Annotated in this window: 40 protein-coding genes; 1 reads left to right on the top strand and 39 read right to left on the bottom strand. The window is 65.9% G+C overall.

Features of this window, described 5'->3' with window-relative positions; genetic code table 11:
* The 3 genes from AB1446_03640 to AB1446_03630 form a co-directional block, all read right to left on the bottom strand.
* The coding region (locus AB1446_03640; protein ID MEW6545992.1) for a Ger(x)C family spore germination protein at positions 1–184 on the bottom strand (184 nt) is incomplete at its 3' end.
* Positions 181–1,332, bottom strand: a complete 1,152-nt coding sequence (locus AB1446_03635; GenBank protein MEW6545991.1) for a GerAB/ArcD/ProY family transporter — start codon at positions 1,330–1,332, stop codon at positions 181–183. The genes AB1446_03640 and AB1446_03635, both read right to left, overlap by 4 nt.
* Positions 1,329–2,999 (bottom strand): spore germination protein, encoded by a 1,671-nt coding sequence (locus AB1446_03630; protein MEW6545990.1) that lies wholly within the window; start codon positions 2,997–2,999, stop codon positions 1,329–1,331. The genes AB1446_03635 and AB1446_03630 overlap by 4 nt, the downstream gene beginning before the upstream one ends.
* A gap of 183 nt (positions 3,000–3,182) precedes the next feature.
* Here AB1446_03630 and AB1446_03625 point away from each other — a divergent pair, with 183 nt between their 5' ends.
* The gene (locus tag AB1446_03625) at positions 3,183–3,854 is read left to right on the top strand and encodes an MgtC/SapB family protein (protein ID MEW6545989.1); all 672 of its coding nucleotides are present in this window, start codon (positions 3,183–3,185) and stop codon (positions 3,852–3,854) included.
* A gap of 22 nt (positions 3,855–3,876) precedes the next feature.
* On the opposite strand, the gene truA is transcribed toward AB1446_03625, so the two are convergent.
* From truA to tuf, 36 genes are all read right to left on the bottom strand, one after another.
* Positions 3,877–4,629: a tRNA pseudouridine(38-40) synthase TruA gene (gene truA / locus AB1446_03620; GenBank protein ID MEW6545988.1), complete on the bottom strand. Its 753-nt coding sequence runs from the start codon at positions 4,627–4,629 to the stop codon at positions 3,877–3,879.
* A 37-nt stretch (positions 4,630–4,666) separates the two neighbouring features.
* Complete coding sequence (locus AB1446_03615) at positions 4,667–5,458, bottom strand: energy-coupling factor transporter transmembrane protein EcfT (protein MEW6545987.1); 792 nt, start codon at positions 5,456–5,458, stop codon at positions 4,667–4,669.
* Positions 5,458–6,366, bottom strand: a complete 909-nt coding sequence (locus AB1446_03610) for an energy-coupling factor transporter ATPase (protein MEW6545986.1) — start codon at positions 6,364–6,366, stop codon at positions 5,458–5,460. Before AB1446_03610 ends, AB1446_03615 begins: the two co-directional genes overlap by 1 nt.
* Positions 6,350–7,201, bottom strand: coding sequence for an energy-coupling factor transporter ATPase (locus AB1446_03605; protein MEW6545985.1), 852 nt, complete (start codon positions 7,199–7,201; stop codon positions 6,350–6,352). The genes AB1446_03610 and AB1446_03605 overlap by 17 nt, the downstream gene beginning before the upstream one ends.
* Positions 7,202–7,241: 40 nt before the next feature.
* The gene (rplQ, locus tag AB1446_03600) at positions 7,242–7,583 is read right to left on the bottom strand and encodes a 50S ribosomal protein L17 (GenBank protein ID MEW6545984.1); all 342 of its coding nucleotides are present in this window, start codon (positions 7,581–7,583) and stop codon (positions 7,242–7,244) included.
* Positions 7,584–7,596: 13 nt separating this feature from the next.
* Complete coding sequence (locus AB1446_03595) at positions 7,597–8,547, bottom strand: DNA-directed RNA polymerase subunit alpha (GenBank protein MEW6545983.1); 951 nt, start codon at positions 8,545–8,547, stop codon at positions 7,597–7,599.
* A 19-nt stretch (positions 8,548–8,566) separates the two neighbouring features.
* Complete coding sequence (gene rpsD, locus AB1446_03590; GenBank protein ID MEW6545982.1) at positions 8,567–9,202, bottom strand: 30S ribosomal protein S4; 636 nt, start codon at positions 9,200–9,202, stop codon at positions 8,567–8,569.
* Positions 9,203–9,214: 12 nt separating this feature from the next.
* On the bottom strand, positions 9,215–9,604 hold the full coding sequence (gene rpsK / locus AB1446_03585; GenBank protein MEW6545981.1) for a 30S ribosomal protein S11: 390 nt from the start codon (positions 9,602–9,604) through the stop codon (positions 9,215–9,217).
* 12 nt (positions 9,605–9,616) lie between these two features.
* A complete protein-coding gene (gene rpsM / locus AB1446_03580; protein ID MEW6545980.1) occupies positions 9,617–9,988 on the bottom strand; it encodes a 30S ribosomal protein S13 in 372 nt (123 codons plus the stop codon).
* Between the two features lie 63 nt (positions 9,989–10,051).
* A complete protein-coding gene (gene rpmJ, locus AB1446_03575) occupies positions 10,052–10,168 on the bottom strand; it encodes a 50S ribosomal protein L36 (GenBank protein MEW6545979.1) in 117 nt (38 codons plus the stop codon).
* Between the two features lie 16 nt (positions 10,169–10,184).
* On the bottom strand, positions 10,185–10,403 hold the full coding sequence (gene infA / locus AB1446_03570) for a translation initiation factor IF-1 (protein MEW6545978.1): 219 nt from the start codon (positions 10,401–10,403) through the stop codon (positions 10,185–10,187).
* 23 nt (positions 10,404–10,426) lie between these two features.
* Entirely contained in the window at positions 10,427–10,729 is a 303-nt protein-coding gene (locus AB1446_03565; protein MEW6545977.1) for a KOW domain-containing RNA-binding protein, read from the bottom strand.
* 1 nt (position 10,730) lies between these two features.
* Positions 10,731–11,510, bottom strand: coding sequence for a type I methionyl aminopeptidase (gene map / locus AB1446_03560; GenBank protein ID MEW6545976.1), 780 nt, complete (start codon positions 11,508–11,510; stop codon positions 10,731–10,733).
* On the bottom strand, positions 11,507–12,175 hold the full coding sequence (locus AB1446_03555; GenBank protein MEW6545975.1) for an adenylate kinase: 669 nt from the start codon (positions 12,173–12,175) through the stop codon (positions 11,507–11,509). The genes map and AB1446_03555 overlap by 4 nt, the downstream gene beginning before the upstream one ends.
* Positions 12,176–12,185: 10 nt before the next feature.
* A complete protein-coding gene (gene secY, locus AB1446_03550) occupies positions 12,186–13,442 on the bottom strand; it encodes a preprotein translocase subunit SecY (GenBank protein MEW6545974.1) in 1,257 nt (418 codons plus the stop codon).
* Positions 13,442–13,882 carry a 50S ribosomal protein L15 gene (gene rplO, locus AB1446_03545; GenBank protein MEW6545973.1) on the bottom strand — a complete coding sequence of 147 codons (441 nt, stop codon included), beginning with the start codon at positions 13,880–13,882 and terminating at the stop codon, positions 13,442–13,444. The genes secY and rplO overlap by 1 nt, the downstream gene beginning before the upstream one ends.
* Positions 13,869–14,399 (bottom strand): 30S ribosomal protein S5, encoded by a 531-nt coding sequence (gene rpsE, locus AB1446_03540; protein ID MEW6545972.1) that lies wholly within the window; start codon positions 14,397–14,399, stop codon positions 13,869–13,871. The genes rplO and rpsE overlap by 14 nt, the downstream gene beginning before the upstream one ends.
* Before the next feature lie 12 nt (positions 14,400–14,411).
* On the bottom strand, positions 14,412–14,780 hold the full coding sequence (gene rplR, locus AB1446_03535; protein ID MEW6545971.1) for a 50S ribosomal protein L18: 369 nt from the start codon (positions 14,778–14,780) through the stop codon (positions 14,412–14,414).
* Between the two features lie 11 nt (positions 14,781–14,791).
* Entirely contained in the window at positions 14,792–15,331 is a 540-nt protein-coding gene (rplF, locus tag AB1446_03530; GenBank protein ID MEW6545970.1) for a 50S ribosomal protein L6, read from the bottom strand.
* A 22-nt stretch (positions 15,332–15,353) separates the two neighbouring features.
* Positions 15,354–15,752, bottom strand: coding sequence for a 30S ribosomal protein S8 (gene rpsH / locus AB1446_03525; GenBank protein MEW6545969.1), 399 nt, complete (start codon positions 15,750–15,752; stop codon positions 15,354–15,356).
* 16 nt (positions 15,753–15,768) lie between these two features.
* The gene (locus AB1446_03520; GenBank protein MEW6545968.1) at positions 15,769–15,954 is read right to left on the bottom strand and encodes a type Z 30S ribosomal protein S14; all 186 of its coding nucleotides are present in this window, start codon (positions 15,952–15,954) and stop codon (positions 15,769–15,771) included.
* Between the two features lie 13 nt (positions 15,955–15,967).
* On the bottom strand, positions 15,968–16,513 hold the full coding sequence (gene rplE / locus AB1446_03515) for a 50S ribosomal protein L5 (protein ID MEW6545967.1): 546 nt from the start codon (positions 16,511–16,513) through the stop codon (positions 15,968–15,970).
* Positions 16,514–16,524: 11 nt separating this feature from the next.
* Entirely contained in the window at positions 16,525–16,845 is a 321-nt protein-coding gene (gene rplX, locus AB1446_03510) for a 50S ribosomal protein L24 (protein ID MEW6545966.1), read from the bottom strand.
* A 13-nt stretch (positions 16,846–16,858) separates the two neighbouring features.
* On the bottom strand, positions 16,859–17,227 hold the full coding sequence (gene rplN / locus AB1446_03505; protein ID MEW6545965.1) for a 50S ribosomal protein L14: 369 nt from the start codon (positions 17,225–17,227) through the stop codon (positions 16,859–16,861).
* Positions 17,228–17,240: 13 nt separating this feature from the next.
* Entirely contained in the window at positions 17,241–17,495 is a 255-nt protein-coding gene (gene rpsQ / locus AB1446_03500) for a 30S ribosomal protein S17 (protein MEW6545964.1), read from the bottom strand.
* Complete coding sequence (rpmC, locus tag AB1446_03495) at positions 17,492–17,698, bottom strand: 50S ribosomal protein L29 (protein ID MEW6545963.1); 207 nt, start codon at positions 17,696–17,698, stop codon at positions 17,492–17,494. The genes rpsQ and rpmC overlap by 4 nt, the downstream gene beginning before the upstream one ends.
* On the bottom strand, positions 17,688–18,134 hold the full coding sequence (rplP, locus tag AB1446_03490) for a 50S ribosomal protein L16 (protein ID MEW6545962.1): 447 nt from the start codon (positions 18,132–18,134) through the stop codon (positions 17,688–17,690). The genes rpmC and rplP overlap by 11 nt, the downstream gene beginning before the upstream one ends.
* A gap of 3 nt (positions 18,135–18,137) precedes the next feature.
* Positions 18,138–18,797, bottom strand: coding sequence for a 30S ribosomal protein S3 (gene rpsC / locus AB1446_03485; protein ID MEW6545961.1), 660 nt, complete (start codon positions 18,795–18,797; stop codon positions 18,138–18,140).
* The gene (gene rplV / locus AB1446_03480; GenBank protein ID MEW6545960.1) at positions 18,797–19,162 is read right to left on the bottom strand and encodes a 50S ribosomal protein L22; all 366 of its coding nucleotides are present in this window, start codon (positions 19,160–19,162) and stop codon (positions 18,797–18,799) included. The genes rpsC and rplV overlap by 1 nt, the downstream gene beginning before the upstream one ends.
* A gap of 11 nt (positions 19,163–19,173) precedes the next feature.
* The gene (rpsS, locus tag AB1446_03475; protein MEW6545959.1) at positions 19,174–19,458 is read right to left on the bottom strand and encodes a 30S ribosomal protein S19; all 285 of its coding nucleotides are present in this window, start codon (positions 19,456–19,458) and stop codon (positions 19,174–19,176) included.
* A 10-nt stretch (positions 19,459–19,468) separates the two neighbouring features.
* Positions 19,469–20,299 (bottom strand): 50S ribosomal protein L2, encoded by an 831-nt coding sequence (rplB, locus tag AB1446_03470; GenBank protein MEW6545958.1) that lies wholly within the window; start codon positions 20,297–20,299, stop codon positions 19,469–19,471.
* Positions 20,300–20,317: 18 nt separating this feature from the next.
* Positions 20,318–20,605, bottom strand: a complete 288-nt coding sequence (gene rplW / locus AB1446_03465) for a 50S ribosomal protein L23 (protein ID MEW6545957.1) — start codon at positions 20,603–20,605, stop codon at positions 20,318–20,320.
* Positions 20,602–21,225: a 50S ribosomal protein L4 gene (rplD, locus tag AB1446_03460; GenBank protein ID MEW6545956.1), complete on the bottom strand. Its 624-nt coding sequence runs from the start codon at positions 21,223–21,225 to the stop codon at positions 20,602–20,604. Before rplD ends, rplW begins: the two co-directional genes overlap by 4 nt.
* A gap of 8 nt (positions 21,226–21,233) precedes the next feature.
* Positions 21,234–21,875: a 50S ribosomal protein L3 gene (gene rplC / locus AB1446_03455; GenBank protein ID MEW6545955.1), complete on the bottom strand. Its 642-nt coding sequence runs from the start codon at positions 21,873–21,875 to the stop codon at positions 21,234–21,236.
* A gap of 12 nt (positions 21,876–21,887) precedes the next feature.
* Positions 21,888–22,196 carry a 30S ribosomal protein S10 gene (gene rpsJ / locus AB1446_03450; protein ID MEW6545954.1) on the bottom strand — a complete coding sequence of 103 codons (309 nt, stop codon included), beginning with the start codon at positions 22,194–22,196 and terminating at the stop codon, positions 21,888–21,890.
* Between the two features lie 11 nt (positions 22,197–22,207).
* Positions 22,208–23,410 (bottom strand): elongation factor Tu, encoded by a 1,203-nt coding sequence (gene tuf, locus AB1446_03445; protein MEW6545953.1) that lies wholly within the window; start codon positions 23,408–23,410, stop codon positions 22,208–22,210.
* Positions 23,411–23,412 lie beyond the last annotated feature (2 nt).

Raw genomic sequence — 23,412 nt, 5'->3', positions numbered from 1 at the left:
CTCCCGCGCCGGCCAGCAGGCGGGGAATGGAAATCTGGGCGGTGACCCGAAGGGGCCGCTCCCTGCCCCGGTCCAGCCCCAGGGCGATGATGGAGGCCATGCGGTCGGGCTCAACCCGGTCCCAACACCCGCCCGAGGTCAGCAGGAATACTACGAGCAACCCCGCCAGGCGCCGGAACCTCATCCCCCGGTCCTCGCGGACTCCAGCCGGCGCAGGGCACTCACCGCCCATACAATGGCCACCAGCACCACCAATCCGCCGGTCACGGCGGGCACCACCACCTGCGTCCACACCTGGGTCAGTACCGTGAGGTCCTCGGGCAGGACCAGGGCGAAGCCGTAAACTACTGACGCCCACAGGGGGATCAAGGGGCGGGAGTCAACCAGCCCCAGGACACGGGCAGCGCCCGAGGCACAGCCCCACAGGAGCCAGGCCACCTGCACGAAACCCATGGCGGTCCAGCCGATAACCACCAGTACGTCCACCCGCTCCAGCAGGGGAAGGAGTATGCGCACCGACCGGATCACCTCGATGGCGGACAGGGTAAACCGTGACACGCCGTACCAGCCGGCTGCGGCCTGGGCCAGCGCGAAGAGCAACCAACCCACCAGCACGGTGGTGACTCCGGCACCGACCGTGGCGGCCCGCAGATGCCGGGGACCATAGAAGGCATGGGCGATCAAGGCCAGCAGGACAACCTGCCCCCAGAAACCTGCCCCCAGGGCGGCACTCTCAAACAGGGGGCCAGGCCCCTGGGCCAGAACGGGAAGGAGACGCCGGGCGTCGAACATGGGCGCGAAGCCGGGGATCAGGACTACCAGTACCACGCCCACGGAAAGGAAAGCAATCACTGCCGCCCGCGCCACCACCTCCAGACCGAAATAGGCACCCACTGCCCCCTGCACCACGATCACCCCGGCGACCACCCAGGGAGGGGTGTGGGGAAGCATAAGCAGCCTCACCATGTCTGTCCCCGCGCGCACCGCATAGGCGGCCAGGAGGCCGACCCCCAGCACGAAGGCAGCCCCCACCGCCTTTCCCGGCCATCTCCCCAGGGCGGTCTGCGCCTGATCCACCAGCCCCAGGCGGGGGAGACGGCCGGCCAGGGCAGCCAGGAGCAGACCCACGGGTAAGATCACCACCCCGCCCACCAGGGCACCCAGCCAGGCATCCTCCCTGCCCCTGGCCGCCAGCACCGAGGGCAAGTAAAGGATGGCGGTCGGCCACCCCAGGCAGGTGCCCAGGGCAATGCCTTCCGTAACCGAGATCTGAGGGCGGCGCCGACCCACCTCTCGCGCCGCCTCGGTGGCCGCCCGCGGCCTTCCGGTCACCTTCTACCGCCTCCCCGTTGCCCCGCACGCCCGCGGGCACGGGGAGGGCCAGGCGGCTGGGGATAGGGCATGCGCATGGGTTCTCCCCGGGCCAGCTGGGAAGGACGCCTGACCATGGCCCACCAGGGGGCGCGGAAAATCAGGTCTTTCAGGTCCGACAGGCTGGTGGGAAGGTAAGGATAGAGATAGGGGATGCCGAAGGAACGCAAGGAAAGGCTGTAGTAAAGCGTGACGGTGACCACCGCGGCCAGGCCGAAGATCCCCAGGACGCCCGCCGCCAGCGTGAAAAGCAGGCGGGGCAACCACATGGCCAGCAGCACCACGTATCCGGGGATGGCAAAGGAAGTGATTGCCGTGATCCCCAGCACCACCAGCATGATGGGGCTGATGACACCTGCCCGCACAGCGGCATCCCCGATCACCAGGGCCCCCACTATGCTGATGGCCTGGCCCACCTGCCGGGGCATCCTCATACCCGCTTCCCTCAGCAACTCGAAAGTGCCCCCCATGATCACAGCTTCTGCCAGGGTGGGCAGGGGAACTCCCTCCCGCGCCGCCTGCAGGCGCATAAAGAAGGCAGTGGGTAACATCTCGGGATGATAGGTGGTGAGGGCGACGTACACCCCCGGCGCAAGCAGGGTGATGCCGAGTGCCAGCAGCCGCAGGAAGCGGTTGAGGAAGGCGAAATAGGGGTTGATGTAGTAGTCCTCCGGCGACGTCAGGACGGTTCCCATGTCGCAGGGGACGATGAGGGCATACGGTGCATTGTCGACCAGGATCACGATACGTCCCTGCGCCAGGGCGGCCGCGGCGCGGTCGGGCCGCTCCGTGGCCAGCACCAGGGGTACGGGAGACGCAGGGGTATCCGAGATGAATTCCGCTAACGAGTTGGAATCCAGGGGATCCTCGATCTTGATCCTCTTCAGGCGGGAAAGGAGTTCGCCCACCAGTTCCCGTCCCGCCAGTCCCTCGATGTACGCTACTTCGACCCGAAGGTTGGTGAGGTCACCCAGGATGAGCCGGTGGAAACGCAGGCGCGGGGTTTTCACCCGGCGTCGCAGCAGGGTGAGGTTGACCGAGATGCTCTCCACAAATCCTTCCCGCGGCCCCCTCAAAGTGGATTCCAGCATGGGCTCCTCCACCGCCCGGCTCTGGAACCCGCGGGTGCCGCACAGAAGGGCTCGATCCTCGTCCTCCAGAAAGAGGACCGTGTCCCCAGAAAGGACCCCGTCCAGCACCTGCCTCCACTCAGTCACCCAGCGCACGGACCCCACGTGCACCAGCAGCGGTTCTCCCTTTGGTGTGACTCGGGTGGCGGTGCCCAGCAGGCCGGCCTCGTAGCTCACGGCCCGGATGATGACGTCGGCGACCGCGGCCGGGTCAGCCATTGCCTCCAGGTAACAGACCAGAGCGTCCCGCGGCACCCCCCGCTGCCCCAACACCTGACAGCGTCTCAGCACCAGGTCGCTCGAGTTGCCCAGTGCCCCCTTCAGCCACTTTTCGTTGTCTTCCACGCGGCGATATATGCCACAGGGAAGGTATTCCCCCTCCGCTTCCACCCGCAGGCGGTCGGCGGGGGGAGGTGCCTCCCCGGCGTCGGGGCGACCCCGGGCGGCGAAGTGTCCCCTGACCAGCCGGCGCAAATACCGGATGGAACCGAACGGCATTGCTTACCCCCGGTGAGACTACTGCTCTATTATGCCGCCACCTGCCCCACCCCCATACGCCCCTCCCACGTGCCCTTGCGGAGGCCTCGTGCCTTCGCATACGATATGGCGGTGGAACGACAGACGGGAGCACATAATGTGAAAAGCAGGCCCTTGCAGCCCACTGGGAAAGGAGAAAGGCGCATGGCGAATCTTGATCCCACCGTGGCACTGCTCCGGCTGTTCCTCGCCGCCCTGGCCGGTGGCATCATCGGGTTGGAAAGGGAACATGCCAACCGCCCCGCGGGATTCCGCACCCACATCCTGGTGAGCGCAGGGGCGTGCTTGGTGGCTCTCACCGCCCTCTCGGTGGCCACCGGCTTCCGCGGAGTCGCCACCACCGACCCCACGCGCATGGCCGCCCATGTGGTATCGGGAATCGGATTCCTGGGAGCCGGGGCCATCATGCGCGAGGGCGTGAACGTCCGCGGCCTCACCACCGCCGCCAGCATATGGGTGATCGCCACCGTGGGCCTGGCCATGGGGATGGGCCTGTACTGGCACGGCGCCATCGCCACCCTGCTGGCCGGCCTGACCCTCCACTACCTGCCGGCGGTCGAGCGGCGCTTCACGCGGGGACAGTACCGGCTCATCACCCTGGTGACTCAGGATACTCCCGGCCAAATCGGCCGTATCGGCACCGCCCTGGGGAACCGGGGGGTAGACATCCGCAACATAGAACTGGATACCCAGCCCGGAGGGCTGATCTCCATCCAGCTGTACGTGCGCACACCCCCGGCGTGTGAGCCCACCCTCCTGGTTTCCGAACTGGCCACTATCCCCGGCGTCAGGTCAGCCGACATCTCTCCCTGGTAGGCGCACCGGGGGCGAGCCTCAATCAGTAAAGCACCTGCTCAAGGCAGAGGCCGTGCGGGGGCAGAGTGGGACCGGCCAGGGTGCGGTCCCCCGAGCGCAGGGCCTGCTCCACCTGCTCCGGCGGGATGCGGCCCCGCCCCACTTCCAGAAGGGTGCCGGCCAGGGTGCGCATCATGTGGTACAGAAAACCATCCGCCTCTGCCACCAGGCGTAGCAGAGGTGTATCAGGCACGTCCTGCACGGCGAGGTGCCTCAGGGTGCGCACGGTGGAGCGCACCGCCGAACCCTCCCCCCGGAAGGCCCGGAAGTCGTGCCTGCCCAGCAGGGTGGCGGCAGCCCGCTCCATGGCCTCCCGGTCCAGGGGAGCTCGCACGTGCAGGGCGTAGCGGCGCCAGAACGGGGACGGGAACGGGGCTACCCAAAAGCTGTAGCTGTAAACCTTGCCCCGGGCCGAGAAGCGGGCGTGAAAGGAGGGTGGCACCTCTTCGGCCTGGGTCACCACGATGTCCTCGGGAAGCAGGGCAGCCAGGGCCCAGGGAATGCGCTCCGTGGGGATGGTCCCCCGGGTGAAGAAGTTCACCACCTGGCCGCGGGCGTGCACCCCGGCATCGGTGCGCCCGGCTCCGATCACCCGCACCGGTTCCCCGCAGCACGCCGCCAGAGCCTTCTCCAGCTCCTCCTGCACGGTGGGGAGACCCTTCTGGCGCTGAAAGCCAGCGTAGGCGGTACCGTCGTACTGCACGACGAGCTTCACGTTGCGCGGGTGCGACCCCATTCACCTCCACCCCCTGCCTCCCTAGCTCAGCCCTGCGTCAACGCAGCACCAGGGCCAGGGTCATCAGGAGGGCCGAGCCGGCCAGGGCAGCGAAGTCCGGGGCGGTCATGCGCAGCACGCGCAGGCGGGTGCGTCCCTCCCCACCCCGGTAGCAACGGGCCTCCATGGCCATGGCCAGGTCGTCCGCCCTCCGGAACGCCCCCACGAAGAGGGGCACCAGGATGGGCACCATGCTGCGGGCCCGCCGGATCACGTTTCCGGTGTGGAAGTCGGCCCCGCGGGCCATCTGGGCCTTCATTATCTTATCCGCTTCCTCCAGCAGGGTGGGGATGAAACGCAGCGCGATCGACATCATCATAGCGATCTCGTGGGCGGGCACTCCCACCCGCCGCAGGGGCCGGAGCAGGTACTCCAGCCCGTCGGTGAGGGCGATGGGAGAGGTAGTGAAGGTCAGGAGCGAGGTGGAAAGGATCAGGAGCACCAGGCGGCCGGCAGTGACCATCCCCATGCGCATTCCCGGATAGGTAGCGGTGAGGGGCCCCACACGGAACCACACCGGTCCCGGAGTCATGAAAAGTTGCAGAATGAAAGTAAAGACGATGATGGCCAGTATGGACCTCATGCTTCGCCAGAGCAGGCGCAGGGGGATGCCCGCCATCGCCTGGGCCGCCAGCAGCGCCACCCCCAGGATCAGGAATGCTGGCCACCGGTAAAGGAAAAACAGCACCACCACCAGGGCAGCCGTGACCACGATCTTGGTGCGGGGATCCAGCCGGTGGATCAGAGATTCACCGGGGTAGAACTGGCCGAAGGGAGCCCCGCTGAACATCACGGCGCCCCCCTCCCTTCCCGCACCCCGCCGGGGTTGGCACCGCCCGCACCCGTCCCACCGGAACCCAGGACCCGCACCAGTTCTTCCTCCGCCTCTTCCTCGCTCAGGATGTCCTCCCGCACGGGCCACCCCTGCTGGCGCAGAAGCCGCATCACCCGGGTGACGGCGGGGATGCCCAGCCCCACCTCCTCCAGCATTTCCGCCCGCGAGAACACCTCACGGGGAGAACCGGTGGTGAGCAGGCGGCCCCGGTGCAGCACAGCCACCCGGGTGGCCAGCCGGGCCACGTCCTCCATCTGGTGGGAGACCAGGACCACGGTGAGCCCATAGTTGGCGTGCAATGCCCTGATCCGGGAGAGGATCTCTTCCCGACCCCGGGGATCCAGCCCCGCGGTGGGCTCGTCCAGCACGAGGACACAGGGGCCCATGGCCAGTACCCCGGCGATGGCCACCCGCCGCATCTGTCCCCCCGACAGTTCGAAAGGGGAGCGGTCCAGGATCTCCCGGCCCAGCCCCACCATCTCCAGGGCCTGCTCTACCCGGCGCTCGACCTCCTCGGGGGCATAACCCAGGTTGCGCGGGCCGAATGCCACGTCCGCCCGCACCGTCTCCTCGAACAGTTGCTGCTCGGGATACTGGAACACCAGGCCCACCTGCTGGCGCACCCGGCGCAGGTTCACCCGGCGGTCAGAAATATCCAGGCCGTTCACCACCACGCGCCCCCGGGTGGGCCGGAGGAGCCCGTTGAAGTGCTGGATGAGGGTGGACTTGCCGGAACCGGTAGGGCCGATGATGGCGAAGAATTCCCCGTCCCCGATCTCCAGGCTCACATCCTCCAGCGCCACCACTTCCATGGGGGTGCCGGGCAGGTATACGTGGGTCAGCCCCTCAACCAGTATGGACACGATCCGACCCCCGGCCCGCCCCCAGGGCCACCACCAGGTCTTCGGGCGTCAGCACAGTCCCCTCCAGGGCCCATCCCCGCCGCCGCAGGCGCCAGGCCAGTTCCGCCATGGGGGGAATGTCCAGCCCCCAGCGCCGCAGTTCCGGGACCCGCAAGAACAGCGCAGCGGGCGGTTCGAGCGCCACCAGTTCCCCCCGGTAAAGTACTGCCACCCGATCGGCGCGGGCAGCTTCTTCCATGTAGTGGGTAACGTAAACCACGGTGATCTTCTCTTCCCGGTTGAGGCGGAGCACCGTGGCCAGCACGTCCCGCCGCCCGGCGGGATCCAGCATGGCCGTGGGTTCATCCAGGACCAGGCAGGCGGGGCGCATGGCCAGCACGCCGGCGATGGCCACCCGCTGCTTCTGACCACCGGAAAGCAGGTGGGGGGCATGGCGGGCGAAGCCACTCATGCCCACCGCGGCCAGAGCCTCGTCCACCCGGGCCCTGATCTCGGCCGGGGGCAGCCCCAGGTTCTCAGGGCCGAATGCCACATCCTCCTCCACCGTGGTGGCCACCAGCTGGTTGTCGGGGTTCTGGAAAACCATCCCCACCCGGCGTCTGATCTCCCACAGGCAGGCCGGGTCCCGCGTGTTCATGCCGTCCACCCAGACCTCGCCCTGGCTGGGCACAAGCAGGGCATTCAGGTGCTTGGCCAGGGTGGACTTGCCGCTGCCGTTTTCCCCGATGATGGCGAGAAACTCTCCCCGCCCCACCTCCAGGTCGACCCCGCGCAGGGCCACCACTTCCCGGTTTCCTCCCGGGTTGTAGCGGTGACTCACCCCGAGCACCCGGATGAGAGGCTCCCTCACTGGGCACCCATCTCCACGACCCTCTTTACACCAGCTCCAGGATCACCATGGGGGCGCCGTCTCCCTGGCGCGGGCCGATCCTGACCATGCGGGTGTAACCACCCTCCTGGTGAGCGTAACGGGCCGAAATGGTATCGCATACCTTGCGGGCCACGTCATCGTCCAGCAGGTAGGCGTACACATCCCGCCGGGCAGCCAGACCCCCCTCACGGGCGCGCGTGATAAGCTTTTCCGCGATGGAACTCACTTCCCGGGCACGGGCCTCCGTGGTGCGGATCTTCTCTTCACGGAAGAGCGCGGTCACCAGGGACCGCAGCAGAGCCCGGCGCTGGGCCGACGAGCGGCCCAGTTTGGAATAGCGGGCCACCTCTGACACTCCTTCACTCTTCGTCCGGAGAGGGGCGGAAAGCCAGGCCTAAGGACGCCAGCTTCTCCCGCACCTCGTCCAGAGATTTCTTTCCCAGGTTGCGTACCTTGATCATCTCTTCGTCGGTTTTCTCCACCAGTTCACCCACCGTGTTGATCCCTGCCCTCTTCAGGCAGTTGTACGACCGCACCGAGAGCTCGAGCTCCTCGATGGGCATGGTGAGAATGCGGTCACGATCCCCCGCCACCGGGGGGGCAGGGGTCTCCGCCCGCACCGGGCGCTCCACCGAAGCGAACAGGGCCAGATGGTCGGTGAGGATCCGGGATGCGGCAGCCACCGCCTCGTCAGGAGCGATGCCCCCGTTGGTCCAGACCTCCAGGATGAGCCGGTCCAGGTTGGTGATGTGACCCACCCGGGTGTCCTCCACCGTGAAGTTCACCCGGCGCACGGGATTGAAAATGGCATCCACGGCGATGACTCCGATGGGATCGTCCGGGCGCTTGTTGCGCTCAGCGGGCACGAACCCCACCCCTCGCTCCACCCGCATCTCCATGGCCAGACGGCCACCCTCTTCCACCGTGGCGATGTGCAGGTCAGGATTGAGGATCTCCACTTCGGGGTCGGCCTGGATATCCCCCGCCTTGACTTCCGCCTCCCCCTGCACCTCCAGGCGCAGGGTGCGAGAACCGTCTCCGTGCATCTTCAGGTTCAGGCTCTTGATGTTGAGGATGATCTCGGTCACGTCCTCCAGCACCTGGGGGACGGTAGAGAACTCATGCAGCACCCCGTCAATGCGCACCTGGGTGACCGCCGCCCCCGGTAGCGAGGAGAGCAACACCCGGCGCAGGGAGTTGCCCAGGGTGACGCCGAAGCCGCGCTGAAGAGGCTCCACCACGAACTTACCGTACGTCTCGTCGGGAGCCAGTTCCACACACTGGATCTTGGGCTCTACGCCATCCCACATGAGGCTTTGCCTCCTCGGCCTACTTGGAGTACAACTCCACGATCAGGTGCTCCTGGACGGGGGTGTCGATTTCCTCCCGCCTCGGGTAGCGGAGCACGCGGGCCTGCATCCTGTCCACATCCACGTCCAGCCAGGCCACCGGCGTACGAGCCCGGGCCCGCTCCTGCATCTCCTGGAAGCGCACCCTGTCCCGGGAACGGGGATGAACCGCCACCACGTCCCCTTCGCGCACCAGGTAAGATGGGATAGTCACCCGCCTCCCGTTCACGGTGAAGTGACCGTGACGCACCATCTGGCGAGCCTCCGACCGGGAAGCCGCCAGTCCCATCCGGTATACCACGTTGTCCAGCCTGCGCTCGAGGAGTTGCAGCAGGGCCTCGCCGGTAACTCCCCGGGCCCGGGAAGCCATCTCGAAGTAACGCCGGAACTGCCGTTCCAGGATGCCGTAGATGCGGCGGGCTTTCTGCTTTTCCCGCAGTTGCAGGGCATATTCGGTGGGCTTGGTGCGTCCCCGCCCCCGCTCGCCGGGCGGGTTAGCGCGCACCTTGCGTCCTTCCAGGGGGCAGTGCGGGGTGTAACAGCGCTCTCCCTTGAGGAAAAGCTTGACCCCCTCCCGCCGGCACAACCGGCACACGGGTCCCGTATAACGGGCCAACCTGATCACCTCCTACACACGCCGGCGCTTGGGAGGCCGGCAACCGTTGTGAGGGATGGGAGTGACGTCCTTGATCAGGCTCACCTCCAGGCCGGTAGCCTGCAGGGCCCTGATGGCCGCCTCTCGGCCTGATCCGGGACCCTTCACGTACACTTCCACTTCCCGCATACCAAGGTCCAGGGCGGCCCGCGCCGCCGCTTCCGCCGCCATCTGGGCGGCATAGGGCGTACCCTTACGCGAACCCTTGAACCCCTGGGTCCCCGCCGACGCCCAGGTGAGCACCTTGCCGGCGGGATCGGTTATGGTCACAATGGTGTTGTTAAAGGTGGACTTGATATGAGCCACACCCTTGGGAACGACTATTCGCTCCTTCTTGCGAGCACGGGTACCTCTACGCGGCAAACTGACACCTCCTTACTTCTTGCGCCGCACGCCCACTGTCTTGCGCGGCCCCTTGCGGGTGCGGGCGTTGGTCCGGGTGCGCTGTCCCCTCACGGGCAGACCACGGCGGTGCCTGATCCCCCGGTAGCACCCGATATCGATGAGCCGCTTGATGTTGAGCTGGACCTCCCGCTGCAGGTCGCCTTCCACCTTGAAGTTCTTGTCGATGTACTCGCGGATGCGGGAGACTTCCTCCTCGGTGAGGTCCTTCACCCGGGTGTCCGGGTTAACCCCCGTGGCCCGCAGTATCTGCCGGGCCCGCGAGGGACCGATCCCGTAGATCACCGGAAGGGCAGCTTCGATGCGCCGCTCCCGGGGCAGGTCTACCCCTGCTATTCTTGCCATTTCTTTCCCTCCCTAGCAACCCTGCTTCGTTGCCGGCGGGCGGGTGGGACAACCCGCCCCCGCTCAACTGCCCTGACGCTGCTTGTGCTTGGCATTGGGACAGATAATCATCACTCGCCCCTTGCGCCTGATCACCTTGCATTTCTCGCACATCCTCTTCACCGAGGGCCTCACCTTCATGGCCCCTACCTCCCTTTCAACGGTGGCGGTACACGATTCTTCCCCGGGTGAGGTCGTACGGGGAAAGCTGGACCACCACCCGGTCACCGGGGATGATACGGATGAAGTTGAGCCGAATCTTGCCCGATACGTGGGCCAGGATACGATGCCCGTTGTCCAGCTCTACCCGGAACATGGCGTTGGGCAGGTTTTCGATCACCCGCCCCTCGACCTCTATGACGTCATCCCGGGTCATGCCCTAACCTCCCCAGCCACCGGTCAACCTCCCTTTTCTCCGGGCTCTTGGGCTTCTAGCTGCACCTTGCGCAGCACCCCCCGGATCTCGCTATCGTTCACCGACCCCCCAGCGGCCAGCCGGTGGGCCAGTTCCTCCATCACCGGTCCCTGGGGGCGCAGGTGGCGCACGTTTTTCTTCTTGGGAGCCGCCACCTTGCGGCGGTACCCGTCGGCCACCTGTACGAAGCGGTCATCGATGACCCCGACCACTACATAATACTGCCCGCGGTCGCGCCCCGCCAGGGAGCAAACCACCTGCCCCAGGCGCAAGTCCCGCTCAGGCATCTTAACCTCCCTCCCGGGGGTCGGTCAAGATCAGGGGGCCGTCCGCCGTGATGGCCACCGTGTGCTCGAAGTGGGCGGACAGCGTCCCGTCTGCCGTTACCACCGTCCAGCCGTCGGACAACACCACCACGTCCGGCCCGCCTGCGTTCACCATGGGCTCGATGGCCAGGGTCAGCCCCGGTCGTAGCACCGGTCCCATTCCCGGGGGGCCGAAGTTGGGGAGCTGGGGGTCTTCGTGCATGTGCCGTCCGATCCCGTGTCCCACAAAATCCCGTACCACCGAGAAGCCGTGTGACTCCACGTACGCCTGCACCGCGTGCGAGATGTCCGAAAGATGATTCCCCGCCCGCGCCCGGGCGATACCCGCCATCAACGCCGCTTTCGTCACTTCCAGCAACCTGGTGGCTTCCTCGGACACCCTGCCTACCGGGAAGGTGGCCGCCGCATCGCCATAAAAGCCGTCCAGCAAGACCCCCACGTCGATGCTCACGATGTCTCCCTCGCGCAGGCGACGGCTGCCGGGCACCCCATGCACCACCTGGTCGTTGACGGAAGCACAGATGGTGGCGGGGAAGGGGGGCCGCTGCCCGGGGACTTCTCCATACCCCTTGAACGCGGGTATGCCTCCGTGGCGCAGGATGAAATCCTCCGCGAAACGGTCCAAATCCCGGAGCCGTACCCCGGGAGCCACCCTGCCAGCCAATTCTTCCAGCAACCTGCCCACCAGCCTGCCCGCCCTGCGCATGACCTCCAGTTCTCTCTCCGACTTGAGGATGATCAAACGCCGCCCTTCCTCCCCAGGCGCCCGTCCACCGCCTCCAGTATGGCCCGGGTGACTTCCTCCACACTCCCGGTGCCATTCACTTCCACGAGCAACCCCAGGCGCCGGTAGAACTCCACCAGGGGTTCGGTCTGCCGCCGATACACGGCCAGGCGCTGGGTCACCGTCGCGGGCCGGTCGTCTTCGCGCTGTACCAGTTCCCCACCGCAGGCGTCACACCGTCCCGGTTCCCGGGGGGGCCGGAACTCCAGATGGTAGTTGGCCCCGCAACGGGAGCACACCCGCCGTCCCGCCGCCCGGCGCACCAGTTCCTCTTCGCTCACCACCAGGTCAACCACCGCGTCCAGGCCCTGGCCGCACTCCCGCAACATGTCCGCCAGCGCCTCCGCCTGGTCCAGGGTGCGCGGGTAGCCGTCCAGCACGAAACCGCGGGAACAATCATCCCGGGCTAGCCGGTCCGCCACCACCCGGTTCACCACCCCGTCGGGAACCAGTTCCCCGCGGCGCATGTATTCCTGGGCAAGCCTTCCCAGGGACGTCCCCTCAGCCACGGCCTGCCGGAAGGCATCTCCGGTGGAGATGTGGGGGACACCCCAGCTGGCGGCCAGGCGAGAGGCCTGGGTACCCTTGCCCGAACCGGGCGGACCCAGCAGTACGATGCGCATCGCCATCCTCCTAGCGCAGGAAGCCCTGGTACTGGCGCATGACCAGGTGGGCTTCGATCTGCTTCATGGTCTCCAGGGCCACACCCACCACGATGAGGAGGGCGGTGCCGCCAAAGTACAGTCCCGGGATGTTGGTGAGGGCGCTCATGAAGTAGGGCATGACGGCGATGAGGGCCAGAAACAGGGATCCGGCCAGGGTAACCCGGTTCATCACCCGGGTGAGGTAATCGGCGGTGGGCTTGCCCGGGCGCAGTCCGGGGATGAATCCCCCGTACTTCTTGATGTTGTTGGCCACTTCATTGGGGTTGAACACGATGGCGGTGTAAAAGTACGTGAAGAACACCACCAGGACCGCATAGGAACCCAGGTAGAGGGGACGATCCATGCGGAACCAGTTCGCGAAGCTAACCGCCCAGGGACGGTTGATGAAGGTGGCCAGGGTGAGGGGAAAGGTGAGTAACGAGGAGGCGAAAATGATGGGGATGACGCCAGCCTGGTTCACCCTCAGCGGGATGTGAGCGGACTGCCCCCCGTACATGCGCCGACCCACCACCCGCTTGGGGTACTGCACGGGCAGCCGGCGCTGGCCTTCGTTCACCCATACCACGGCGGCGATAGCCAGGGCCCCTACCGCTACCAGCATGACCAGGTTGAACCAGTTGATGCGTCCGCCCTGCAGGTAAGTGCCAATGGAGCCGGCACCGGCGGGAAGCCGGGCCACGATGCCGGCGAAGATCAGCAGGGAGATGCCGTTGCCGATCCCCTTCTCGGTGATCTGTTCCCCCAGCCACATGAGGAACGCGGTACCGGCAGTGAGGGAAATGGCGATGAGGGTGAACGAACCCCAGGTGGGGTTGATTACCGCATTGCGAAGCCCCACCGTCATACCGTATGCCTGGATTAGCGCCAGCACCACCGTCAGGTACCGGGTGTACTGGGTGATCTTCTTGCGGCCTTCCTCGCCTTCCTTGGCCAGTTCCTCCAGGCGGGGGATCACCAGGGTGAGGAGCTGCATGATGATGGAGGCGTTGATATACGGGGTGACGCTCATGGCGAACACGGAAAAGGTACGCAGGGCGCCACCGGAGAAGAGGTCGAGGAGCCCAAACAGGGTCCCCTCCTTGAACAGCCTCTCGATCACGCTGGCGTCTATCCCCGGCACCGGGACGTGGGTACCCACCCGGAACACGAAGAACATGGCCAGGGTGAACAGGATGCGCCGCCTGAGGTCAGGCAGGCGCCAGGCCCGGCGCAGGCTTTCCAGCATCAGGCTACCACCTCGACCTTACCGCCCCGGGCCGTGATTGCCTCCCGCGCCCGCTCGGAAACGGCGTGTACCCTCACTTCCAGGCGCCGCTCGAGCTGCCCCCGGCCCAGTACCTTGACGGGGAGATTCTTCCTGACCAGCCCTTCTTCCCGCAGCAGTTCTTCCGTGACCACGGTATCGTCGGCAAAACGGTTGAGCTGGTCCAGATTGACGATGGCGTACTCCTGCCGGAAGGGATTGGTGAACCCACGCTTGGGCATGCGCCTCTGCAAAGGCATCTGGCCACCCTCAAAGCCCGGACGCACTCCACCCCCGGCCCGGGCTTTCTGCCCCTTGTGCCCGCGGCCAGCCGTCTTACCGTGACCGGAGCCGATGCCGCGGCCCACCCTCTTCCTGGCCTTACGGCTACCCGGCGCCGGACGCAGATCACCTACCCGCAACGTGGCCACCTCCCAGGATCTCTTCTACCCGCTTGCCCCGCAGCGCCGCTACCTGCTCCGGCGACTTGAGCTTACGCAGGGCATCCATGGTGGCATAAACCACGTTGATGGCGTTGGCCGACCCCAGCGACTTGGAGAGCACGTCCCGGATACCGGCGGCCTCCATGACCGCCCGCACCGGGCCACCGGCGATCACGCCCGTACCGGGGGCAGCAGGCTTGAGGAATACCAGGCCGGCCCCAAAGTGCCCCAGCACCTCGTGGGTGATTGTGGTCCCCCGGCGAGGGACCTCAATCATGTTCTTCTTGGCATCCTCTATGCCCTTGCGGATGGCCTCGGGGATCTCGGCTGCCTTCCCCAGGCCGGCTCCCACGCGCCCGTCGCCGTCGCCCACCACCACCAGGGCGCTGAAGGAGAAGCGCCGACCCCCTTTCACCACCTTGGCGACCCGGTTCAGGGAAACCACTTTCTCCTTGAATTCCGACTGTGTCCCCTCCTGTGCCTGTTGACGCGGCAAACCCGTCCCTCCTTAAAATTCCAGCCCGGCCGCCCGGGCTCCTTCTGCCAGGGCCGCCACCCGACCGTGGTACCGGTAGCCACCCCGATCAAAGGCCACCTTCTTAATGCCCTTTTCCTGGGCCCGCTTTCCGATCAGTTCCCCCACCCGGCGGGCAGCCCCCACGTTACCACCGTGCGGTAACTCCTTCCGCAACTCCGGATCCAGGGAAGAGGCAGCCGCCAGGGTCCGGCCGGTGGTGTCGTCGATCACCTGCGCGTAGATGTGCTTCCCGGAGCGGAATACCGACAGGCGAGGCCGCTCCATGGTACCTTTCACGCGACGGCGCACCCGCAGGTGTCTCCTCTTTCTCTTCTGAGCGCGCTCTTCGGCCCGCAACACGGCCACCTCCGCTACTTCTTGCCGGCTTTACCGGCCTTGCGCCTTATCCGTTCGCCCACGTACATGATGCCCTTACCCTTGTAAGGCTCGGGCGGACGGACATCCCGTACCCGGGCCGCCACCTGACCCACCAGTTCCTTATCGGACCCCTTGACCACGACGCGGTTGGGCGCCGGCACCTCGAACTCGATGCCATCGGGAGGCTCGATCTCAACCGGGTGGGAGTACCCCACCGTGAGGACGAGATTCTTCCCCGCCTTGCTGGCGCGGTACCCGACCCCCTCCAGTTGCAACGACTTCTCGAACCCCCGCGTCACTCCGGTCACCATGTTGGCCAGAAGGACCCGGGTGAGACCGTGCAGGGCACGGTGGAAGGGTTCGTCGGAGGGCCTCTCCACCTTGAGAGATCCGTCCGCCAGCGTTATGCGCATGTCAGGGTGGAACTGGTGCTCCAGGGTGCCCCGCGGCCCCCGCACCTTCACCAGTTGTCCTTCTACGGTCACCTCCACCCCCGGGGGGATGGGGACCGGTTTCCTTCCTACCCGAGACAAGTTCTATCCCTCTTCTTTCCGTTCACCAGATGTAGCACAGGACCTCGCCCCCCAAGCCCATCTGGCGCGCCTTCTTGTCCGTCATCAACCCCTTGGGGGTGGATATGATGGCGATGCCCAGCCCACCCAGTACCCGGGGGAGTTCATCCTTACCGGCGTAAACCCGCAGGCCCGGGCGGCTGATACGCTTCAGTCCGGTGATCACCCGCGTCTTCTGGGGACCGTACTTCAGGTGGATGCGCAACACACCCTGGGGCCCCTGCTCTATCCACTCGTAGTCGCGGATGTATCCCTCCTGCTTCAGGATTTCAGCGATCCCGCGCAGGAGCCCCGAGCCGGGGACATCCACCCGATCGTGCCGGGCCTTCACCGCGTTGCGGATGCGGGTGAGCATATCTGCTATGGGGTCACTAACGGGCATGGGCCCGACCTCCTTACTACCAGCTAGCCTTCCGGATGCCGGGGATTTCCCCCCGGTGGGCAGCCTGCCGGAAGCACATCCGGCACATGTCGAACATCCGCATGTATCCCCGGGCCCGCCCGCAGATGCGGCACCGGCGCACTGCCCTCACCCGGTACTTGGGAGGCTTTTTGGCCTTTTCGATCTTGGCCTTCGTCGCCAAGCGTTCACCTCCTTCACTCTGGCCGGAACGGCATCCCCAGAAGCCCCAGCAACTCGCGGGCTTCTTCGTCGGTGCGTGCGGTGGTGGAGATAGTGACGTCCATCCCCCGCACCTTCTCCACCTTGTCGTAATCGATCTCCGGGAACACCAGCTGTTCCCGGATACCGAGGGAGTAGTTCCCCCGGCCGTCGAAGCTATGAGGCGATACCCCCTTGAAGTCCCTAACCCGGGGGAGGGCGATGTGGAACAGCCGCTCCAGGAAATGCCACATGCGGTCTCCCCGCAGGGTCACCTTGCACCCGACCTTCATCCCCTTGCGCACCTTGAAGGCAGCCACCGACTTGCGGGCCTTGGTGACGACGGGACGCTGCCCGGTGATGGCGGTGAGGTCCGCCACCGCCGCATCGAGCAACTTGGGATTCTGGATGGCATCCCCCACCCCCATGTTGATGACTACCTTTTCTACCCGGGGGACCTGCAGGGGATTGCGGTATCCGAACTTTTCCATCATGGCCGGAACCACGTGTTCCCGATACCTCTTCTTGAGTGCCGCTTCCACCGCATGCCCTCCTAGCGGTCGATGACCTCACCGCACCGTTTGCACACCCTCACCTTGCGCCCATCTTCCAGGAAGGTATGTCCCACCCGGGTGGGCTTATGGCAACGGGTGCACACCAGCATGACGTTGCTGGCGTGAATGGGGGCTTCCTTCTGGATAATGCCACCCTGCATCACTTTGGCAGTGGGACGCTGGTGGCGCTTCACCAGGTTGACCTGCTCCACCACCACCCGCCCCCGGGCCGGTTCGGTGCGGAGGATCTTTCCCTTTGCCCCCTTGTGTTTGCCGGAGATGACTACCACGGTATCACCGGTGCGCACGTGCAGCTTCATTCGTTCCACCTGCCTACAGCACCTCGGGGGCCAGGGAGATGATCTTCATGAACTCCTTCTCCCGCAGTTCCCGGGCCACCGGCCCGAAGATGCGGGTACCGCGCGGCTCCCGGCCGTCCTTTAAGATCACAGCCGCGTTGTCGTCGAACCTGATCCAGGAGCCATCTTCCCGGTGGACGCCGTGGCGCGTGCGCACTATCACCGCCCGCACCACGTCACCCTTCTTAACCGCTCCGCCCGGGGTGGCTTCCTTGACCGCGGCCACTATCACATCGCCCACGTTCCCGTACCGGCGCTTGGAACCGCCCAGCACCCGGATGCACATGATCTCCCGGGCGCCCGTATTGTCTGCTACCTGTAACCTGGTCTGGGCCTGGATCATGGCCCATCCCTCCCTACCTGGCTCGTTCGAGGATACGCACGACCCGCCACCTCTTCTCCTTGCTCAGGGGACGGGTCTCCATGATCAACACCCGGTCACCCACGTGACACCCAATTTCGTCGTGGGCCTTGAACCGGGACGTCCGCCGCATGCGTCGCCCGTACAGGGGGTGGGCGACCAGGCGCTCCACCGCCACCACTACCGTCTTCTGCATCTTGTCGGACACCACGGTGCCCACCATTTCCTGGCGCCGGCCGCGCTCGGTCATGCCCGTCCCTCCCTGGCCAGCTCTATCTCCCGCATGACCGTCTTCACGCGGGCGATGTCCTTACGCACCTGGCGGATGCGCATGATGTTGTCCAGTTGTCCGGTGGCCAGTTGAAACCGCAGGTTGAACAGTTCACCCTTCAGGTCTTTCAACCTGGCCTCCAGTTCCTCAGCCGTCATTTCCCTCAGATCCCTAGCCTTCATTAGCCTCACCGCCCGCCTGGGGGACCATTTCCTCCCGCTTCACGAAGCGGGTCCTGATGGGCAGCTTGTGGCCGGCCAGGCGCATGGCCTCCCGGGCGGTGGCCTCGTCCACGCCCGCCACCTCGAAGAGAATGCGCCCCGGCTTCACCACCGCCACCCAGTATTCCGGGTTCCCCTTACCACTTCCCATGCGGGTTTCTGCCGGCTTGGCGGTCACCGGCTTGTCGGGGAATATCTTGATCCACACCTTTCCCCCGCGGCGCATGTGCCTGGTGAGGGCAACGCGGGCCGCCTCGATCTGGCGGTCGGTGATCCAGGCCGGCTCCAGCGCCTGCAGCCCGTACTCGCCGTAAAACACCTCGTTGCCGGAGTAAGCAGCGCCCTTCATGCGGCCCCGGTGCTGCTTGCGCCACTTGACTCGCTTGGGCATGAGCATGGGCTAGGCCCCCCTCTCTGCGGGCCGGCGGCGGTCGGGGAGGATCTCGCCTTTATAGACCCACACCTTGACCCCGATCTGGCCGTACGTGGTGCGCGCCTCCGCGAACCCGTAGTCGATGTCGGCGCGCAGCGTCCCCAGCGGCACCTTCCCCTCGCTGGCCCGTTCCCGCCGGGCGATCTCCGCACCCGCGATACGCCCGGAGACGATGATCCTGACCCCTTTGGCGCCTGCCCGCATGGCCCGCGCGATGGCCGATTTCATGGCCCGCCGGTGGGAGATGCGCTTTTCCAGCTGGGAAGCGATGTTCTCCGCCACCAGTTGGGCGTCCAGGTCGGCCACCTTAACTTCCGCGATGTTGATGGACACGTGCTTCCCCGTCAAAGCCTCCAGTTGCTTGCGCAACTCCTCCACCCGGGTTCCGCCCTGGCCGATGACCAGCCCGGGCTTACCGGTGTGGATGGTGATGCGTAGCCGGTTGGCCGCCCGCTCGATTTCCACCCGGGATATGCCGGCTGCGTACAGCTTTTCCTTGATGAACTTACGGATCTCGTGGTCCTCGTGGAGGACGTCCGCGAACTGCTTCCTGGGGACGATCCAGCGCGAGTCCCAGTCCTTGTTGATTCCTATGCGGAATACCTTGGGATGTACCTTCTGACCCATCAATCGCCCTCCCGTTCCCGCACCACCATGGTGATGTGACAGGTGCGCCGGAGGATGGGGAACGCCTGACCCCGCATCCGGGGGTGCCACCGCTTCAGGATGGGACCGGGCCCCACCTGGGCCTCGGCCACGTACAGGCGGTGCCGGTCCATATCGAAGTTGTTCTCCGCGTTGGCCACCGCTGAGAGCAGGACCTTGGCCACCGTGCGGGCCGCCCGGCGCGGGGAGAAACGCAGGATGGAAAGCGCTTCATCCACCGGCTTACCCCGCACCAGCTTGAGCACCAGGTTCACTTTAGTGGGGGAAAGCCGCACGAAACGCGCCGAAGCCCGGGCCGATTCCGCTTTTGCCGTCTTCTTCGCCATCCCTCTTCCCCTCACTTCAGGGCCGTGGAGCGCTCGGTGTGAGCGCCGTGGCCGCGGAAGATTCGGGTGGGCGCAAACTCACCCAGCTTGTGCCCCACCATCTCCTCGGTGATGTACACCGGCACGTGCTTGCGCCCGTCGTACACGGCGATGGTGTGCCCCACCATCTCGGGCACGATGGTGCAGGCTCGGGCCCAGGTCTTGATCACCCGCTTCTCCACCTTCTTGTTGAGCGCCACTATCTTTTCCAGGAGTTTCTGGTCCACGTAGGGACCTTTCTTGCGCGAACGGCCCATCCTCTTCCTCCTAACCGCGGCGCCGCTTCACGATCAGCCGGTCAGACGGCTTGTTCTTCTTGCGCGTCTTGTAGCCAAGGGTGGGCTTGCCCCAGGGGGTAAGGGGACCGGGGTGCCCTATGGGAGCCTTACCCTCTCCGCCCCCGTGGGGGTGGTCTACCGGGTTCATCACCGAACCGCGGGTGGTGGGACGGATACCCAACCAGCGCTTGCGACCTGCCTTGCCAAGCGACACGTTCTCATGATCCAGGTTGCCCACCTGGCCCACCGTGGCCCGACATTGCAGGGGGAACAGGCGCTGCTCACCCGAGGGCAGCCGCAACAGGGCAAATCCACCCTCCTTGGCCATCACCTGAGCCGCGGCCCCCGCCGCTCGCGCCACCTGGCCGCCCTTGCCGGGGGCCAGTTCGATGTTGTGTACCACCGTTCCCACCGGGATGTTGGCCAGGGGCAGGGTGTTGCCGGGCTTGATGTCGGCCCCCGGGCCCGCTTCCACCCGGTCGCCCACCTTGAGGCCGACGGGAGCCAGCACATACCGCTTCTCGCCATCGGCGTAGTGCAGGAGGGCGATGTGGGCAGACCGGTTGGGATCGTACTCGATGGCCGCCACCCGGGCGGGCACGCCCTCTTTGTCCCGGCGGAAGTCAACCACCCGGTAAAAGCGCTTGTGCCCTCCACCCCGGTGGCGCACCGTGATGCGCCCCTGGAAGTTGCGCCCCGCCTTCCTCACCAGGCGCCTGAGCAAGGATTTTTCCGGTTCCTTCTTCGTGATCTCGTCGAACGCCAGCACCGTCATCTGCCGGCGTCCAGGCGAGGTAGGTTTAAAGCCCCTGACGGGCATGAACCCAGACCTCCATTCCTACATGCCCTCGAAGAACTGGATCTTCTCCCCCGGAGCCAGGGTGACCACAGCCTTCTTCCAGGCCGGAGTCCGGCCCCGGTGTACACCGAAGCGGCGGGGCTTGCCCCGATAGCGGCACGTGTTCACCGAACGCACCTTTACCCGGAACAGCTCTTCTACCGCCTGCCGGATCTGTACCTTGGTGGCGCGAGGGTGCACCACGAAGGTATACTTACCCTGACCCATGAGGGCATTGGATTTCTCCGAGATTATGGGACGGATGATGACGTCGTGGACGTCCGTCACGATAGGACCTCCTCCACCCGGGCCATCGCCTCCGGGGTAAACAGGAGCAGATCGTGATCGAGCACCTGGTACGCGTGCAGTTCGTGAGCCAGGGCCGTGTCCACCCCGGGGATGTTGCGCGCCGAGAGCTCCAGATTGCGGTCCCGGGTAGCAGTCACGATCAGGGTGGAGCGGGTCGCCCCCAGCTTCTCCAGGATCCCAGCCAGCATCCGCGTCCTGGGCGCTTCCAGCACGAGTCCCTGCACCACCTTGATGGCTCCCTGCCGCGCCCGGACGGAGAGGGCACTGCGCAGGGCTTGCCGGCGCGCCTTTACCGGGATAGAGAACCCGTAATCACGGGGCTTGGGGCCGAACACCACGCCTCCCTTTCTCCAGAGGGGAGACCTGATGCTGCCGTGGCGTGCCCGGCCGGTACCCTTTTGCCGCCAGGGCTTACGCCCGCCACCGGAGACCTCGGCCCGGGTGAGCGTGGATGCCGTTCCCACCCGGCTCCGGGCCAGGTGGGCCACCACCGCACTGTGCATCAGGTGCTCGTTCGGCTCCTGGCCGAAGACACGCTCGGCCACCTCCATTTCTCCTACCTGTTGCCCGTCGGGATTCACGACTGGTACCTGTGGCATGGTCGATCCTACCCCTTGATGGCGCTGCGTACGATCACCAGGCCCCCACGGGGCCCCGGCACCGCCCCCCGCAAAAGCAGCAGGTCGTGCTCGGGATCGACGCGTTCCACGCGCAGGTTCTGTACCGTTACCCTCTCGGCGCCCAGGTGCCCGGGCATTTTACGCCCCGGGAATACCCGCCCGCCCCCGCCCGACATGCGCCCGCCGGTGGCCAGGCTACCCGGGCTGCGATGGTACTTGGAGCCGTGGGCCATGGGTCCGCGGGCAAACCCCCAGCGCTTGACGCCGCCCGCAAACCCCTTTCCCTTGCTGATGCCGGTCACGTCCACCCGGTCACCGGGCTTGAACATGTCCACCTTCAGTTCCTGGCCGACCCGGTAGGAATCGGGATCTTCCACCCGGATTTCCCGCAGCACGCGCACCGGTCGCACCCCCGCCCGCGCCAGGTGTCCCCGGCGGGGCCGGTTGAGGCGGCCTTCCTTCACTTCGTCGAACCCCAGCTGCACGGCACTGTACCCATCTTTAGCGGGAGTGCGCCTTTGCACCACCACGCACGGCCCGGCTTTCACCACGGTCACGGGCACCGCCCGGCCGGCGTCGTCGAACACCTGGGTCATACCCAGCTTCCTGCCCAGGATCCCCTTCACCATCACCACCCCCGCCTACTGCCTGATCTCGATGTCTACGCCGGCGGGGAGATCCAGGCGCATGAGGGCGTCCACCGTGCGCTGGTTGGGTTCCAGGATATCGATGAGGCGCCTGTGGGTGCGCATCTCGAACTGTTCCCGATGATCCTTTTCCCCGTTGGGAGCCACCAGCACGGTAAACACCTTGCGCTCGGTGGGCAGGGGGATGGGGCCAGAAACCCTGGCCCCCGTCCGCCGCGCCGTGTCCACGATGCGTTCCGCCGACTGGTCCAGTATCTTGTGATCGAAAGCCCGTAGCTTGATGCGTATCTTCTGACCGGGCATGCCGCCCCTCCTCACTCGTGGATGCCCGTCACTACTCCGGCCCCCACCGTGCGTCCACCCTCACGGATCGCGAAGCGCAGCCCGCTCTCGATGGCGATGGGGGTGATGAGTTCCACTTCCATGTTGATGTTGTCTCCGGGCATGACCATCTCCACACCCTCGGGGAGCTTGATGGTGCCGGTCACATCGGTGGTGCGGAAGTAGAACTGGGGCCGGTATCCGGGGAAGAAGGGGGTGTGGCGGCCACCTTCCTCCTTGGTGAGCACGTACACTTCGGCCGAGAAACGGGTGTGCGGCTTGATGGAGCCGGGCTTGGCCAACACGTGGCCACGCTCTACCTCGTCCTTGTCAATACCCCGCAGCAGCACCCCGATGTTGTCGCCGGCCACAGCCTCGTCCAGGGTCTTGCGGAACATCTCTACACCGGTGGCCACCGTCTTGCGCGGCCGGTCGGCAAAGCCAACAATTTCCACCTCGTCGCCCACCTTGATCCTGCCCCGCTCGACCCGGCCCGTGGCCACAGTGCCGCGTCCGGTGATGGAGAACACGTCCTCCACCGGCATGAGGAAGGGCTTGTCGACCTCGCGCACGGGGGTCGGGATGAACTCATCAACCGCATCCATAAGCTCCCAGATCTTGCCGCACCACTGGCATTCCCGCTTGCCGCACCCGCACTCGAGCGCCCTGAGTGCCGACCCCTTGACCACCGGGGTATCGTCGCCGGGGAAATTGTACTTGCTGAGTACCTCCCTTACTTCCAGCTCGGACAACTCGAGGATCTCGGGGTCATCCACCATGTCCACCTTGTTGAGGAACACGACCATGGAGGGAACCTCCACCTGGCGGGCCAGCAGGACGTGTTCCCTGGTCTGGGGCATGGGCCCATCCGGGGCGGAAACCACCAGGATGGCCCCGTCCATCTGGGCGGCACCGGTGATCATGTTCTTGATGTAGTCGGCGTGGCCCGGGCAGTCCACGTGGGCATAGTGCCGCTTGGGCGTCTCGTATTCCACGTGGGCGGTGTTGATGGTGATGCCGCGGGCCTTCTCCTCCGGCGCCTTATCGATCATCTCGAAGGGCACATAATCTGCCAGGCCGTTCTGGGAGAGCACCTTGGTGATGGCTGCAGTGAGTGTGGTCTTGCCGTGGTCGATGTGCCCGATGGTCCCCACGTTCACGTGGGGCTTGGTGCGTTCGAACTTCTTCTTACCCAAAG

It is taken from the genome of Bacillota bacterium (genome assembly GCA_040757085.1).
Taxonomy (GTDB): domain Bacteria; phylum Bacillota; class Sulfobacillia; order JACIYH01; family JACIYH01; genus JACIYH01.
This window is presented reverse-complemented; position numbering and strand designations above follow the sequence as displayed.

Bases quoted from the DNA above. Each gene is read 5' to 3' on its own strand.
- rpsM (MEW6545980.1), bottom strand. From the start codon at position 9,988: ATGGCAAGAATAGCAGGGGTAGACCTGCCCCGGGAGCGGCGCATCGAA.
- rpmJ (MEW6545979.1), bottom strand. From the start codon at position 10,168: ATGAAGGTGAGGCCCTCGGTGAAGAGGATGTGCGAGAAATGCAAGGTG.
- rpsJ (MEW6545954.1), bottom strand. From the start codon at position 22,196: ATGCCCGGTCAGAAGATACGCATCAAGCTACGGGCTTTCGATCACAAG.
- AB1446_03565 (MEW6545977.1), bottom strand. From the start codon at position 10,729: ATGCCTGAGCGGGACTTGCGCCTGGGGCAGGTGGTTTGCTCCCTGGCG.
- infA (MEW6545978.1), bottom strand. From the start codon at position 10,403: ATGACCCGGGATGACGTCATAGAGGTCGAGGGGCGGGTGATCGAAAAC.
- AB1446_03555 (MEW6545975.1), bottom strand. From the start codon at position 12,175: ATGCGCATCGTACTGCTGGGTCCGCCCGGTTCGGGCAAGGGTACCCAG.
- rplV (MEW6545960.1), bottom strand. From the start codon at position 19,162: ATGGCGAAGAAGACGGCAAAAGCGGAATCGGCCCGGGCTTCGGCGCGT.
- AB1446_03615 (MEW6545987.1), bottom strand. From the start codon at position 5,458: ATGTTCAGCGGGGCTCCCTTCGGCCAGTTCTACCCCGGTGAATCTCTG.
- rplB (MEW6545958.1), bottom strand. From the start codon at position 20,299: ATGCCCGTCAGGGGCTTTAAACCTACCTCGCCTGGACGCCGGCAGATG.
- rplX (MEW6545966.1), bottom strand. From the start codon at position 16,845: ATGAAGCTGCACGTGCGCACCGGTGATACCGTGGTAGTCATCTCCGGC.
- rplD (MEW6545956.1), bottom strand. From the start codon at position 21,225: ATGCCACAGGTACCAGTCGTGAATCCCGACGGGCAACAGGTAGGAGAA.
- rpsH (MEW6545969.1), bottom strand. From the start codon at position 15,752: ATGCCCGTTAGTGACCCCATAGCAGATATGCTCACCCGCATCCGCAAC.
- rpsQ (MEW6545964.1), bottom strand. From the start codon at position 17,495: ATGACCGAGCGCGGCCGGCGCCAGGAAATGGTGGGCACCGTGGTGTCC.
- AB1446_03595 (MEW6545983.1), bottom strand. From the start codon at position 8,547: ATGTGGGATGGCGTAGAGCCCAAGATCCAGTGTGTGGAACTGGCTCCC.
- rplC (MEW6545955.1), bottom strand. From the start codon at position 21,875: ATGGTGAAGGGGATCCTGGGCAGGAAGCTGGGTATGACCCAGGTGTTC.
- secY (MEW6545974.1), bottom strand. From the start codon at position 13,442: ATGCTGGAAAGCCTGCGCCGGGCCTGGCGCCTGCCTGACCTCAGGCGG.
- rplP (MEW6545962.1), bottom strand. From the start codon at position 18,134: ATGCTCATGCCCAAGCGAGTCAAGTGGCGCAAGCAGCACCGGGGCCGC.
- rpmC (MEW6545963.1), bottom strand. From the start codon at position 17,698: ATGAAGGCTAGGGATCTGAGGGAAATGACGGCTGAGGAACTGGAGGCC.
- truA (MEW6545988.1), bottom strand. From the start codon at position 4,629: ATGGGGTCGCACCCGCGCAACGTGAAGCTCGTCGTGCAGTACGACGGT.
- AB1446_03630 (MEW6545990.1), bottom strand. From the start codon at position 2,999: ATGCCGTTCGGTTCCATCCGGTATTTGCGCCGGCTGGTCAGGGGACAC.
- rpsC (MEW6545961.1), bottom strand. From the start codon at position 18,797: ATGGGTCAGAAGGTACATCCCAAGGTATTCCGCATAGGAATCAACAAG.
- rplN (MEW6545965.1), bottom strand. From the start codon at position 17,227: ATGATCCAGGCCCAGACCAGGTTACAGGTAGCAGACAATACGGGCGCC.
- AB1446_03625 (MEW6545989.1), top strand. From the start codon at position 3,183: ATGGCGAATCTTGATCCCACCGTGGCACTGCTCCGGCTGTTCCTCGCC.
- rpsS (MEW6545959.1), bottom strand. From the start codon at position 19,458: ATGGGCCGTTCGCGCAAGAAAGGTCCCTACGTGGACCAGAAACTCCTG.